Origin of the sequence: Micromonospora phaseoli, assembly GCF_900109115.1 — a bacterium.
Taxonomy (GTDB): domain Bacteria; phylum Actinomycetota; class Actinomycetes; order Mycobacteriales; family Micromonosporaceae; genus Micromonospora; species Micromonospora phaseoli.
Genome location: NZ_FNYV01000010.1, coordinates 102,330 through 115,788, shown reverse-complemented (window position 1 = coordinate 115,788; position 13,459 = coordinate 102,330). Strand labels below are relative to the sequence as shown.

At 71.7% G+C, this 13,459-nt stretch carries 10 protein-coding genes; 2 read left to right on the top strand and 8 right to left on the bottom strand.

What is annotated here, in order from left to right:
• Positions 1-93: 93 nt before the first annotated feature.
• The 6 genes from BMY89_RS23150 to BMY89_RS23125 all read right to left on the bottom strand — a co-directional run bounded on the left by BMY89_RS23150 (position 94) and on the right by BMY89_RS23125 (position 8,118).
• Positions 94-3,495 (bottom strand): AAA family ATPase, encoded by a 3,402-nt coding sequence (locus BMY89_RS23150; protein ID WP_092382160.1) that lies wholly within the window; start codon positions 3,493-3,495, stop codon positions 94-96.
• Between the two features lie 48 nt (positions 3,496-3,543).
• Positions 3,544-3,948: a hypothetical protein gene (locus BMY89_RS23145; RefSeq protein ID WP_232521507.1), complete on the bottom strand. Its 405-nt coding sequence runs from the start codon at positions 3,946-3,948 to the stop codon at positions 3,544-3,546.
• Positions 3,945-4,205: a hypothetical protein gene (locus BMY89_RS23140; protein WP_092382158.1), complete on the bottom strand. Its 261-nt coding sequence runs from the start codon at positions 4,203-4,205 to the stop codon at positions 3,945-3,947. The genes BMY89_RS23145 and BMY89_RS23140 overlap by 4 nt, the downstream gene beginning before the upstream one ends.
• 18 nt (positions 4,206-4,223) lie before the next feature.
• A complete protein-coding gene (locus BMY89_RS23135) occupies positions 4,224-4,886 on the bottom strand; it encodes a hypothetical protein (RefSeq protein ID WP_092382260.1) in 663 nt (220 codons plus the stop codon).
• 120 nt (positions 4,887-5,006) lie between these two features.
• Positions 5,007-6,335, bottom strand: coding sequence for an AAA domain-containing protein (locus tag BMY89_RS23130; protein ID WP_232521506.1), 1,329 nt, complete (start codon positions 6,333-6,335; stop codon positions 5,007-5,009).
• Between the two features lie 184 nt (positions 6,336-6,519).
• Positions 6,520-8,118 carry a DHA2 family efflux MFS transporter permease subunit gene (locus BMY89_RS23125; protein WP_092382157.1) on the bottom strand — a complete coding sequence of 533 codons (1,599 nt, stop codon included), beginning with the start codon at positions 8,116-8,118 and terminating at the stop codon, positions 6,520-6,522.
• Between the two features lie 303 nt (positions 8,119-8,421).
• Between BMY89_RS23125 and BMY89_RS23120 the strand changes: the two genes are divergently transcribed.
• Positions 8,422-8,700, top strand: a complete 279-nt coding sequence (locus BMY89_RS23120; protein ID WP_232521518.1) for a GYD domain-containing protein — start codon at positions 8,422-8,424, stop codon at positions 8,698-8,700.
• Positions 8,701-8,965: 265 nt separating this feature from the next.
• On the opposite strand, the gene BMY89_RS23115 is transcribed toward BMY89_RS23120, so the two are convergent.
• The gene (locus tag BMY89_RS23115; protein ID WP_092382155.1) at positions 8,966-11,389 is read right to left on the bottom strand and encodes an acylase; all 2,424 of its coding nucleotides are present in this window, start codon (positions 11,387-11,389) and stop codon (positions 8,966-8,968) included.
• 422 nt (positions 11,390-11,811) lie between these two features.
• Between BMY89_RS23115 and BMY89_RS23110 the strand changes: the two genes are divergently transcribed.
• Complete coding sequence (locus BMY89_RS23110) at positions 11,812-12,792, top strand: cellulose binding domain-containing protein (protein ID WP_092382154.1); 981 nt, start codon at positions 11,812-11,814, stop codon at positions 12,790-12,792.
• A gap of 57 nt (positions 12,793-12,849) precedes the next feature.
• Here the strand turns inward: BMY89_RS23110 and BMY89_RS23105 are convergent, their stop codons facing one another.
• A complete protein-coding gene (locus tag BMY89_RS23105; protein WP_269766890.1) occupies positions 12,850-13,362 on the bottom strand; it encodes a nitroreductase family deazaflavin-dependent oxidoreductase in 513 nt (170 codons plus the stop codon).
• Between the last annotated feature and the right edge of the window lie 97 nt (positions 13,363-13,459).

Sequence of the window (13,459 nt, the reverse complement as noted above, 5' to 3'; positions counted from 1 at the left end):
TGCCAGCCACTGTCGATCATGAGGTTAGCGGCCTCCTTGAAGCCGAAAGAGCCGCTAACCTCATGATCGGCGCACGAGTCAGGGCGCCGGAGGTCAGAGGCGCCAGGGGACGGGGGCGGGCGGGAGGTAGCGGCAGGCGGTGCCGGTGGAGACCGTTTCGCGTAGGTGGGCGGCCAGGGGCGGGTGCCGCGCGTCGAGGCGGCGCAGCGTGTCCCGGATCCGGGCGGTGACCGTCTTGCGGACGCGTTCCGCCTCGTCACCGAGGCGGCGGGTGCGACCGGCCAGCCCGGCCGCCGCGCGCAACTGGTCGATCAGGGCCTGCCGCTCGGCGTCCAGCGCGGCCACCTTGGCGCGGTCGCCACGCTCGGCCAGCCGATCGATCTCGTCGTCGAGCCGCTCCAGGTGGCGCCGGTAGCGGCTCTTCGCCTCGTCGTCGAGCACCTGGTCACCGCCCATCCGGCGGGCGGCGACGAGCTCCGGCCCGGCCGCCGGGTCGAGCAGCTCGACCGAGGGCACGTCGACGCCCGGACGACCGAGCAGCAGGCGAAGGTCGTGCAACCCTTTGGCGTCGGGCAGATGCACGGTGGCGCCGTCGTAGGTGAGCCGCCAGACGTCACCGTCGCGCCGAAACTCGTAAGCCGGGCCCGACGCGCCACCGGCCCCGACCGCCACCGACGCCGCCGCCACCGACCCGACCGCCACCGACCCGACCGGTGTCGACCCGACCGGTGTCGACACGACCGGTGTCGACACGACCGGTGTCGACACGACCGGCGCCGGATCGACAGGTGCGACGTCGGCGAGTCGGGCGAGCACTTGCCGCATGTCGAGTTCCCGGGCCGCCCGGTCGGCATCGGCGCGCAGGGCCGCCGCGCTCGCCGCGTCGCCCGGGCCACCCCGACCGGTCAGTGCGGCGGCGAGCGCGACCTGAGCGATCAGCGACCACGGGCGGGCACCCATCCGGTCGGCGGCAGCGCGAGCGGCGGAGAAGCCGGCGACCGCGTCGTCCCAGCGCTGGTCGGCAGCGTCGATCACCGCGAGCCAGTGGTCGACCGGGCCGCTGAGGTCACAGCCGTACAGCGAGACGAGCCACTGGCCCCGGTACGGCAGCAGCGCCTGCCGGGCATCGGCGCAGCGACTCGGGTCCGCGACGGTGGCCTGGGCGCGTAGCCGCAGCCAGAGCGGGGAGATCGAGCCGGGGAACCGGGTGCCGGCGGCCTCGAGCCGGGCGACGATGCGGCCCGCGCTGCCATGGTCGCCACGCTCGGCGGCGGTCACCCCACGGAGCAACTCCAGGTGCGGGTGGCCGGCCTGGCCGAGGCTGCGAAGCATGACGTCGATCTCGTCGAAGCGGCCCCGCAGCAGCAGTAGCGACCAGAGCAGGTGATGGCCGAGGAAGGCGTGGTCGGCCTGCTCCCAGTCGTTGAGGTCGCCCAGCTCGGTATAGCAGGCTTCGGCGCCGGCGAAGTCGCCCCGGAAGGCGCTGGTGATGCCACCGTCGATGGCGGCGGCCATCCGATGTCGAGCCATCTCGGTCTGCCGGCCCGCAGTCACGAAGGCAGCGACTTCGTCCCGGTAGCACGGGTCGCCAAGCTCCAACAGCGCCACCCAGCGCAGGGAGGTGGACCACAGCTCCGTCTCCCGGTCGTCGTTGCGGCGGGCGACGTCGCGGATCTCCGCGGTCAGGACGGCCCGTTCCTGGGCCGTGCCCAACCCCCAGGTGGAGTCGTGCCGAACCCACAGGCTGAAGGTGAGTGCCTCGTCGTCGTGGGATGACCGGGCGAGCGTCTCGGTGGCGGTGATCAGGTCGGCTTCGAGCACGGCAGGCCCGGCGGTGTCATCAGGTTCGCCGATCAGCCGCCGGTACGCCTCGCGCAGGAGCGCATCGACGCCAACGTCCGAGACGGAATTGAGCCGGCTGTGGCGCCGTACGTTGAGGGCGAACCGGGCCAGCAGCGCCTGGTCGTCGATGGTCAGAGCCAGCGCGGTGGTGTCGGTGAGCAGTTGGTGCGCTTCCTCGCGGCGGCCGGTGTGGAAGAGCTGCTCGGTCAACACCGTCATGATCTTGACTTGCTGGGAGCCGTCTCGCGCGAGCTCCAAGGCCCGGCGGAGGTGGACGGTGGACTCGTCCAGCGCAAGTCGGCATCTGGCATCCCGGGCTGCGCTGAAGAGCAGCTCCGAGGCGCGGGACGCGTCCAGGTGCTCGCCGGCGTGCCAGGCGTGGCGGGCCAGGTCGGCCGGGATCAGCAGCTGGTCCAGCGCGTCGTGCTCGTCGACGGCCCGGACCACGGCGGCGTGCCGGGCCCTGCGGTCGCCGTCACTCAGCCCTTCGTACAGCGTCTCGCGGACCAGGTCGTGGGCGAACGAGTAGCGACCACCACCCGGGGCGAGCAGCAGCCGCGCGGTGACCGCGACGTCGAGGAGTTCGTCGACCCGGGTCGGTGGCAGACCGGCGCTGGCCGCGAGGATCTCGCCGTGGAACTCCCGGCCCAGCACGGCGGCCTGGGTGAGCGCGTCGACCACCATCGCCGGGAGATGGTCCAGCCGACGACTCACCACCTCCCGCACCCCGGGAGGGATCGTGGTCAACGCGCCGTCGGTGTGCCAGAGCCGGGCGGTCTGCTCGACGAAGAAGGGGTTGCCGCCGGTGCGCCGGTGCACGTCGTCGACGCACTGGGAGTCGGGCTGCCGGCCGGCGGTGCGGGCCATCAGCGCGCCGACCTCGTCGCGGGACAGGCCGGAAAGGGTGATCGTGGTGGCCTTGGCCACCAGCGACATCAGCAGCGGGCGCAGCGGGTGGTCGCCGGCCTCGACCTCGGCGTCCCGGTACGTGCCGACGAGCAGTAGCCGCTCGAACCAGGTGTGCTGGGCGGCGAACTGGAGCAGCCGCATCGAGGCCGCGTCGGCCCAGTGCAGGTCGTCGAGGATCACCATTACCGGCCGGCGCTGGGAGACGGTGACCAGGGCGGTGGTGACCGTGTCGTAGAGGGCGAACGCCTCCTGCTCGCCGACGTCGCCCCCGCCGGGGATCCCGGCCGGCCACAACGGTGCACCGGGGGCAGCGGCCGGCGACGACGACGCGCCGGGTGCGCCGGCCGGCGAGGAGGTCACGCCGGGGACAGCGGGCGGCAGTGGGTGGCTGCCGGTGTGCACCGGGACGGCCACCTCGCCGAGCAGCAGGGCGAGCGCCGGCTCGGCGGACTCCCGGGCCACCGCCCAGTCGTCCGGCGACCGCCGCAACCCGCGCAGCACCTGCGCCCAGGGCCAGTAGCCGGGTGCGCTCGCCGAATCCCAGCAGGCGGCGCCGAGCACCAGCGCGCCCTGCCGACGGGCCTCGTCGGCGGCGGCGGTCACCAGGGTCGTCTTGCCGATGCCCGGCTCGCCGGTCACCAGGACGAGACCACCATGGCTGGCCGCTGCCCGGTCGACCTCGGCGCGCAGCAGACCGGCGGGATGGTCCCGCCCGAGCATCGCTTCCCCGGACTGCGCCTTCATCGCAACCGACGGTAGCCCACACCACTGACACGGCGAGGCGGCTGAGCCTCAGCGGGCGTCGGTGACGACGTGAGCGCAGGCCGCGCAGGCGGCGGGTCCCTGCTCGGCAAACCAGCGGCAGGTCCGCCGGATGGCGCAGCGCGGCAGGTCGACCTCCGGTTCGCCGGCGGTCTGCGCGTACGAGGCGACGAGGCGTTCGCCCAGACCACAGTGCTCACCGGTCCAGAAGCCGCAGCTGCTGGTGACGCAGGGGCCGGCGAGCCGGTACCGCGCCTCGACCGGGGCACCCGCCTCCATCGCGGCGTTGACGGCCACCTCGGCGGGCAGCGCCGGGGTGACGTAGGCGACCCGACCCGCCGCAGTGATCATGCCGAGGAAGACCGTGGCGTTGGCCGCGGGCGTACTCGGGCACATCCGCTCCGGCGGGGAGGGTCGGTCCGGCGGTCGGGTCACTTCTGCAGCCAGAAGCCGATGTCGTTGATCTTCTCGCCGAGGTCCTGGGCGAACGGACCGTCGATCACCCACAGGCCGTACCACTCGGGCCGCAACCGCAGGTTGGCGTGGCCCAGGGCGATCGGGTTGGTGAGCTTCGTGCCGGCGACCGAGAGCGCGGCCAGGCCGGCCTTCTGAATCTCACCGGCGATCTGGCTCTGCTGCGCTGAGGTGAGGTCGACGCCGTCGACCACAAAGCGGAACTCGTGGCGTGCCATGGTGTTTCCTCCGGTTCGTCAGTACGTGTCGGTCCGCAGCCCGCGCCGCAGGGCCGTCCTGGTGAAGGCCGCCCAGGCGGGGCGGGAGGCGCTGTCGGCGTGGCCCACCAGGTGCCGCCACGGGGCGACCCGGGCGGTACGCACGCCCCACAGTCGGTCGCAGGCCGCGAACGCGAACGCGACCTGCTCGGGCGAGCCGGTGAACCCGGCCTCGCTGTCGACCACCCGCAGCCCGCCACCGGCGATGACGGTGACCTGCCCGAAGTGGTGGTGCAGGCTGGCCAGGGTGCCCAGGTGGGCGTGGTCGGGCCGGCCGGCGACGAAGGCGTCCACCGGCTGGTCGTCCACCACGACCCGGATGGCGTGCAGGGTGAACGCTTCCCCGGTGGCGTCGGCCTGGCCGGCCACCTCGGTGGGGACGCTCCAGCCGCGCGGCGAGTTCGCCGACCAGAACGCCAGCCAGGCGCCGAGGCGCTCGTGCAGGTCGGGCTCCAGCACCGCCGGTGCGGCCAGTCGGGCGGTGGCGATCCCATCGTGGGTGACCGCCGGTAGTGCCGCGCGGACCGGGCTGGCCGCGACGGCGGGTGCGGTGGCGACGGTTGCGGTGACGGCGGCGGCCGAGGCGACCGCGGTGCCAGCGAGCAGCCCGCGCCGGGACAACGGAGCAGATGGGGATTTCACACAGCTCACGCTATAGACGGCGGCAGATCATCTGAATCGATGTTCTATCGGTACAGCGACACAGAACCGGGTGATCGAGGACGGCGTGAGTCCGTTCACCCTGCATGCCGTCCTCGCTGGTCAACGCCCTGGGTGGGTGACCGTGGCCAGGTGGGCGAGGATCGCCTGGTGGGCCTCCCAGCCGTCCGGGAACTTGACCGGCACGTCCAGCTGCGGCGCCTCGGTCGACGGGTGGGCGTCCAGCAGCTCGCCGATGCCGGCGCGGGCAACCACGACACAGGCCTGCCGGTGCCGTGAGGCGAGCACACAGAGCCGCCCCGACTCCAGGTGGAAGGCGGTCGCGTCGCGTCGGCCCGACAGCGGGTGCAGCACGATCGTCACGTCGTACTCGCGGCCCTGTAGGCGGTTGGCGGTGTCCACGGTGACGTCCGCGCCGGCCTCGCCGAGCTGTGCCCGGATGGCCGCGACCTGGTCGCGGTGGGCCGCCCCGACGGCGATCCGGTCGGCGGTGACCGGCGCGCCGCCGGGCGCCTGCTCGCTGACCGCGACCGCACCACGCCGCAGCATCCGCAGCGCGAGCGCGGCACACGCGGCGGCGGCCTCGCCGTCGGTACGCAGGGTGTGCCGGGCCGGCAGCTCGTGCAGCGCCCAGCCGGTGGCCGCCGCCAACTCCACCGCCCGGTCGACGGCGTCACCGGGCCCGGCCTCGGTGAGGTGCAGGGCACGCTCAGCGGTCGCGGTACCGGCCCGGAAGCCGGTGAACGGGTAGAACGCCCGGGACACGACCGGTGCGGCCGAGGCGGGCAGCCGCCAGGACACCGGCAGCCGATGCACCGGCAGCTGCGGGTTGTGTCGCAGCAGCACCGCCACCGCCGACTGCATCGGATCCCAGGTGAGCCCCGCCCACCGCCCGGTCTCCACGGTCGAGAACGGATCGAGCTGCCCCGGATCCCCCACGAACAGGGCCCGCTCGAACCGGCTGGCCACCCGCAGCAGGGCGTCCGAGCGCATCTGGTACGCCTCGTCGACGATCGCCCACGGCCAGCGACCCTCGGTGACCGTGGCCCACTTGGCGGCCGTACCGATGGCCACTGCCGAGGCGCTCAGGTCCGCGGCCTTCGCGGCTACCCGGACGTTCTGGTGGCTCGTCACCCGCGACGACGGCCGGTAGTCGGCGGCAGAAAGCCGGCCCACCCGCAGTTCGGGTGCCTTTCCGGCGAGCCGGTCGATCAGGTCGTCGACCTGCTCGTTGGTCTGCGCGATGATCATCAGTGGCTCGCCGGTGGCGGCCAGCTCAACGGCGGCCCGCACGACCAGCGTCGACTTGCCGGCGCCGGGCGGCGAGTCGACCACCACCCCCCGATGGTCGCCCGAACGCAGGTCGGCAAGCACGGCGGTGATCACCCGCTCGGCCTCGACCGCCGGCGGCACCGCCAACTGCGGCATCATCGCCCCCACCTCCCCACCCCGCCACCACCCCACCCGGCGCCCCGCACCCTACCCCCGTCGATCTAGGGATTCTCGTCGTTGCTGGAGATCGACTAACGACGTTTGTCCCTAGATCGACACGGCGGGGTGGGTGCGGCGGGGTGGGTGAGTGGGGTCTGGGTGGGTGGGTCAGTGGGTCAGTTGGTCAGTGCACGACGACCGGGACGGTCGGCTGGTCGGTGGGCTGGTCGTCCAGCAGGTGTGACCGCTCCCGCCGTCGAGGTAGGAACGCGGCCGGGATGAACGTCGCCGCCACCAGTGCGAACGCCACCCAGAAGGTCGTGGCGAAGGAGTTGGCGGCGAAGTCCAGGCCACGCTCGATGAGCGACGGGTCGGGAACCTGCTGCGCCAGTTCCGGCCGTTGCTGGGCGGCGATGGCCAGGCCGGCCTCGGTGATCGGCGCGCCGTTCGGGTCGGTCAGGCCGGGGATCGTGCGGGAGCCGTTCAACTCGTTAGTGAGGATCACCGACATCGTCGCGGCGCCGACGGAACCGCCGATCTGCTGGAGGATGTTCACCAGCGTGGAGCCCCGGGCCACCTCGTGCCCGGTCAGCGTCTTCAGCGCCGAGGTCATGATCGGCATCATCGTGCCGCCCATGCCCAGGCCCATCACGAACAGCGAGCCGCAGAGCAGCAGGTACGAGGTGTCCGCGTCGAGCTGGGTGAAGGTGAAGAACCCGGCGAGGATGAGCAGCAGCGCGAACGGCACCGTGCGGCCGACCGGCACCTTGTCGGCGAGCATGCCGGCGATCGGCATGGTGACCATGGCGCCGATGCCCTGCGGCGCCATCAGCAGGCCGGCGTGCAGCGTGGACTCACCGCGCACCTGGAGGAAGTAGCTCGGGAACAGCAGCCCGGCACCCATGAAGGCGATGATGAAGACGAACATGGTCAACGCCGCGATGGTCAGCCTGCGGTTACGGAACAGCCGCAGGTCGAGCAGCGGATGCTGAGGCTTGAACGAGTAGAGCACGAACGCCACCACCAGCACGGCACCGATCAGCATCGGCCCCCACACCTCGGAGTCGGCAAAGGTGCCGGCCTCGGGCAGCGTGGAGACGCCGTAGAGGAAGAGGGCGAGACCCGGCGAGAGCATCAGCATGCCGAGGAAGTCGAACGACTCTGACGGCTGGGGGCTGTCCTTCGGCAGGGCCAGCTGGGCGTAGACCAGCGCGACGACGCCGATCGGCAGGTTGATCAGGAAGATCCAGTGCCAGCTCGCCACGTCGATCAGCCAGCCGCCCAGGATCGGGCCGCCGATCGGGCCGAGCAGCATCGGGATGCCGAGGACGGCCATCAACCGGCCGATCCGGTTCGGCCCGGCCGCCCGCGTCATGATCGCCATGCCGATCGGCATGAGCATGCCGCCACCGAGGCCCTGCAACACCCGGTACGTGATCAACTCGCCGATCGTGTCGGCGGTGGCGCACAGCCCGGAGCCGATGGTGAACAGCGCCAGGGCCATCATGTAGAGGCGTTTGGTGCCGAACCGGTCGGCGGCCCACCCGCTGAGCGGGATCACCGTGGCCAGCGCGAGCGTGTAGCCGGTCATCGTCCACGCCACCCGGGCGTACGACGCGTCGAACTCGCTCTGGAACGTCGGCAGGGCGACGCTTACCACCGTCACGTCGAGGATCGACATGAGCGCACCGAGCACGACGACACCGGCCACCTTGAGCACCGCGGCGTCGAGCTTGTCCGAGGTCGGGACAGGCTGCGGTGCCGCGACAGATTGCTGTGTCACGAGGTCTCCTGTTGTCAGAATGTCCATAGGACGAGCGGTGGTGGCCGACGTGGCGCCCACTGGCCGGCGCGACGGCGGTGGTGAAGCCCGCACGGCACAGTAGCCCTCGCCAACGACACTTCGCCGCCCGTTTAGCGACCAGCAGAGCCTTCTGTGAGCACGGCCACGGCGACTCTGCGGCGCGAGGCGTGACCGGGCGGGAAACGGGTACGCGCGGCACGCGGTCAGGGCCGGGCAGACGGGTGGGAAGGTGGTGCCAGCGTGGCGAAGTTCCTGGTCACGGCGATCTACACGGTCCCGGGAATGGCCGGGCTGGCCAAGGATGGCGGGACTGCGCGGGCCGAGGTGATCGAGGCCCTGATCGAGAACGCCGGCGGGCAGGTGGAGGCGGTGTACTACGCCTTCGGCCAGTTCGACCTGTACGTGCTCTGCGAGGTGCCGGACAACGTGACAGCCGCCGCACTCGGCATCGCCGTGCGGGCGGCGGGCGGCGTCGACGCCCGCATCGTGCCGCTGCTGACCACGGCGGAGATCGACGCCGCCGTCCGGCTGCCGGTCACCTACCAGCCGCCGACTCCGTGACCCGGGTCGGGCCGGACGGCGATTCGCCGCCCGACCCGACCCGACCCGAGCCGCCCGACCCGAGCCGCCCAGCCCGAGCCGCCCGGCCACCCGGACCACGCCACCGGACGCCCGACCTGACGGCCCGACGTCAGCTGCCACCCAACACGACATGCGGCATCTCGCGGCTTCCCGCGAGCAGAAAGCCCAACATCCCGCAACCCGCGACCCCCACAGCCCCAACCGGCCGTCAGGCCAGGCCCGGCCGCCGGGTCGGGGTCGTCGGTCAGCGGCGGCGCTCCCCCACCCGGTACGTGACCAGGTTCGGGTCGGCCCGCAGCTGCTTCTGCGTGAACTTGATGGTGTCCCAGCCCTTGCCCGAGTACAGCCGGGTCTGGTCGGCGTACCAGGGCGAGTTCGGGTTGGCCGACTGCGAGTAGGTGAGCAGCTGCCGGCCCGACGGCCCGTCGCGGTCCAGTTCGACGGCCATCAGGTACGACGTACCGTGCCGCACCTTCGGGTAGCCGACGCCGGGCTGCACCTGGTTGATGATCATGTTGAAGACACCGGCCTCCGGCCAGCCGCCGTGGATGGGGATGCGTTCCGTGCCGCGCGGCTCGCTCTGGATGTCGCCGAGGCGGGCGTCCAGCGGGATGCCGTCGAGCAGTTTGACGGCGTCGGCGAGCGCCGTGCGGACCCTCGGGTCGTCGACGGCGAGCCGGTTCGGCGTGGTCAGCGGAGTGGCCGGGTCGAACGGGTCGGCGAAGCGCAGGCCGCCGGCCCGAGCGAACTCGGTGAACACGTGCGAACCCCGGCTGCCCAGGTCGACCCGGAGATCCCAGCGTCGTAGCGCGACACAGGCGGCCGTCAGGTCGACTGTGCTGCCGTCCGAGGCGGTGGCCGTCGGCTGAGCTTCGCAGAGCCGGACCAGGTCGTCGCGGACCAGTTCGCCGCCGTACGCCCGGTTGCCGAGCGTCACGTCCCACAGCCTGCCGGTGGTGAAGCCCCGGCCGGGCAGCCCGTCGGTGCCGGCGAGGCGCTGCCGCACCTGGTGCACGCCGAGCCGGGTCCGCAGGCTGCGGACGGTTCGCTCGTCGCCGATGATGCGCGGGTACCCGACGAGCGGGCGAGCGGGGTTGGCCAGCCAGTAGCTGTCGTTGGAGTTGGTCACGTAGTCGTCGCGGACCAGCGTGGGCAGGTTCGCCGGCCCGAGGATGCCGGGTACCGCCGCGTCGCGGTCCCGGCCCAGCTCACACGATGATCGGGAGCCGTCGAGGACGGCTTGGCCGCTTGTCGCGTACAGACTCTGGAAGGAAGCTGGAATGCACGCGGCCGCGAGGGAGTCGGTGACCCGGGGCACGACGGAGTGGTCGGCGTAGAGGGCGCGGCCGTCGCGGTCGGCGGCGATCACGTTGACCCAGGGCAGGAACTGCCGGCGGTCCAGCACCGACCGCAGCTCACCCACCGACTTCGCCCGGCCCATGGCGAGCCAGCCGTCAAGCGCACGGTTGTTCGTGGCGTTGACGTCGGTGATCGCGTACGCCGTGTCGGTGGTCCAGTCGAAGCGGCCCGGCACCACCACGACCGGGCCGAAGTGGGTGTCGTGGAGGGTACGGCTGACCGGCCCGGCGGGAGTCTGGACGGTGACCGTGCGGGCTGTCATCTTCCGGGTCTGGCCGTCGTAGCGGTAGCTCGTCGGGTCGCCGGGCACCAGTGCGAGTTGGTGCCAGACGAAGCGGCGGGCGGTGGAAACGGTGTGCGACCAGGCGACCTTGCCGTTGTGTCCGATCTCGACGAGCGGGTCGCCGATCAGGGCCGCGCCTTCCACGTCGTATTTGCCGGGCACCTTCAGCCGCATCCGGTAGAAACGCTCGTCGCCGTCCCACGGGAAGTGCGGGTTCGCCAGCAGCATGCCGGCACCGCTGGTGGTGGCGCCGCGTCCCAGACCGTACGCGTTGCTGCCCACCCCGGCCGGCGCCCCGTCGCGGGCGGTGACCACGGCTTCCGCCCGCGGGGCGCTCACCGTTGCGCTGCTCCCAACGGCGCTGCTCCCGCCGGCGCCGCTTCCGTTGGCGCCGCTTCCGCCGGTGCTGCTCCGGCCGGCGCTGCTTCCGTTGCTGGTGGCGGCGGGCGGCGCGGCGACGACGATGCCGTCGGCGAGTGCGCCGGAACTGGCCCGGACCATCCGGGCCCAGTTGGCCCGCCACAGGTCCAGCTCGCTGATCGGACGCACCCACTCCTTCCCGGCGCAGGCCGGGTCGTTGATCTTCTTCTGCGCACCCCGCAGGTAGGCGTTGTAGCCGGCGGCGAAGCCGCGCATCTGGTCGCGTACCTCGTTGGAGGGTGCGCGGAGGCCGTCGCGCCGGCCGACGAGCCAGCGCTCGGCGGCCCGATCGTCGATCGCCTTCTGGTGGAACAGGTCGCTGCCGACGTTCTCGGTGTCGGCACCGAAGAACCGGGACCGTTGCGCGCTTACCGTCACCACACTCTCGGCGATCAGGCAGATGTTGTCCTCCGCCTGGGCGTACCCGACGCCGTAGCCGAGGCCGGCGAAGTCGCGCGCGGTGATGTGCGGTACGCCGTACGAGGCCCGCTGGATCAGGGCCGAGTAGCCGCCGCCGTGCGCGACGGCGGTCCCGCCGGTCACGGCGAGGCCGGCCGCGACCAGGACGGCGGCGGTGGCCGTGGCGACGATGCGTCGCCCCCTCATCGGACAGCTCTCTTCATGGGACGTCCTCCCCGTATGTCGACTGTGCCCGGTCAACTAGTTGCCCGATCGAGGCTAATCACATCGACCGATCCGGCAATCCGGGATCACCACCACCCTCCTCCGGGTCAACCCCCACCGCACCCCGCACCGAGCCCCGCGCGCCGCGCGCCGCGCGCCGATCATGCAGTTGTTGGTACTACCCAAACAGCGGCATACCACCATCAATCAGGAGCCACACCTGCATGATCGGCGAGGACAGAGGGTGGGGCGAGGGCTGGGGGCGGGTCAGGCTGGGGGTGGTGCGGAGGCCCCTGACCAGGGGACGACCTGGTCGCAGGTGGACCCCGGAGCGCTCGGCCGGATCGAGTCCCGGCAATACTGACCATTGATATTCATGCATTCAGCTCTCTAGCATGCGCACTATGCGTGCTCGTCGGGTAACCCTTGTCGCAGTCCTCGGCATAGTGCTCGGGCTCTCCGGTACCGCCGTCGCCCGTGCGGCCGACGATCCGGTCCTGACCACTCCCGGCGCACCGGTGGTGGTGGCGAACGAGCCGCACCTGCTCAGCCTGACCTGGTCGCCGTCGACCTGGATCGGCGAACCGGGCGGGACGCCCATCCGGCACGAGGTGCGGGCCTGGCTCGGCCCCAACGTGTACCGCAGTCTCGGCACCACCACCGGTACCGACCTCACCCTGACCGACCTCGCACCAGGCACCGAATATCGGCTCACCGTGTGGGCGTACACCGACGGCGGGTACTCCCTCGACTCGGCGGTGACCCCGGTCCGCACCGCGTACGGGAAGGCCCGGGTCAGCTACCGCAACCTGAGCTGGTCGCCGACGGACAACCAGATCCAGCATGTCCTCCAGGTCATCAACACGGGCACCGCCCCGCTCGACCTGGCGGACGTGCGGATCCGCTACCACCTGACGTTCGAGGGTGGGAACACCTCGCTCGTCACCAACTGCGACTGGGCGGCGATCGGCTGCGCCAACGTGCAACGCCACATCCAGTACTTCCCACCACCCCTGCCGCCGGGCCCGCCGGGCACACCTGCCTCGCCACCGCCGGCTGCGCCATCGCCGCCCGCCTCGGGATCGTCATTGTTTCCCGCGACGACCACGTCGCCGCTGCCGCGGACTCCGACGCCCACCCCGACTGTCTTCCCGCCGCCCGGCACCCCGATCCCCGGCTGGATCGAGCTGACCTTCGCCGGCAGGGAACTGGCTCCCGGCGAGTCGACCGGACCCATCTACCTCCGTCACCACCGTCCGAACTGGTCGACGATCGACGAGCGCGACGACCGCAGCTGGCAGCAGGCCACCGGCGAGTGGGCCGACAACAGCCGGATCACCCTCGACGTCAACGACATCCGCGAGTACGGCGACACATACGCCTGAGCCATTGACGTGGCTCGCCAGCCGACGCAAGCAAGATCGGCGCGCTAAGGGGCAGGCTCAGGATTTCGCTGGAACCGGTTCGAGGACGAAGACGGGGATCTGGCGGTCGGTCTTGCGCTGGTAGTCGGCATAGTCCGGGTACGCCTCGACCGCCCGGCGCCACCAGACGGCTTTCTCGTCGCCGAACACCTCACGGGCCCGGTATTCCCCGGTCTTGGTCCCGTCCTGAAGCTCGATCACCGGATCGGCGACCAGGGCGGCGTACCACTGCGGGTTCTTGGGCGCGCCGCCCATCGATGCGACGGCCGCATAGTGTCCCTCGTGCTCGACCCGCATCACCGGCGTCTTGCGCAGCTTGCCGGTCTTGGCGCCCCGGTAGGTCATCAGCACGACGGGCCGGCCGGCGATCGTGACGCCGTCGGTCGTGCCGTTACGGACAATCTGCTCGACCTGCTCGCGGACCCACTCCAACGCGCTCGGCTCGTAATCACCCGTCAATCCCATGCCCCCAACGTACGCGACCTCTATGGACGTCGCCCCACGCAACCGCCGACCGTCCCAGTCGACCACCCCGCGTCGATCTTGCAGTTTTCGTCGCGACAAAAACCTAGATCCCGGCCATTTTGCCGACCGAAAGTGCAAGATCGACGAGTAGAGGCGATGTCGA